This window comes from Bradyrhizobium sp. Kon56 (assembly GCF_055807635.1).
In genome coordinates this window covers 1-243 of the sequence record NZ_JBVVOU010000581.1, presented here as the reverse complement: position 1 = coordinate 243, position 243 = coordinate 1, and the positions used below count along the sequence as shown (strand labels likewise).

At 69.5% G+C, this 243-nt stretch carries 1 protein-coding gene; it reads right to left on the bottom strand.

The annotated features are described in order from the left end of the window. On the bottom strand, nucleotides 1-192 hold a 192-nt coding region (locus AC0L3B_RS40135), incomplete at its 3' end, for a hypothetical protein (protein WP_473383551.1). Between the last annotated feature and the right edge of the window lie 51 nt (nucleotides 193-243).

The window sequence follows — 243 nt, the reverse complement described above, 5'->3', positions numbered from 1 at the left end:
ATGCGGCACAGCCGTCTTTCGCTCCTGGGCGCGGCCGTCGTCTGGTTGGCGGGGTGTTCCTCGTGGGTGGCCCATGCGCCGGCGCAACCGCACCCCCAGCGCATCGATGCGTTGAGCCTGTGCCGCCGCCAGGTCGCGGTTGTGCGCCAGCGCTTGCTGCACCAGGGCGTCGAGTTGGGGATCGTTGTACAACTGCCACCAACGGTCGGGTAAGGGCTGGGCCGACACACCTTGCGGCAGGCG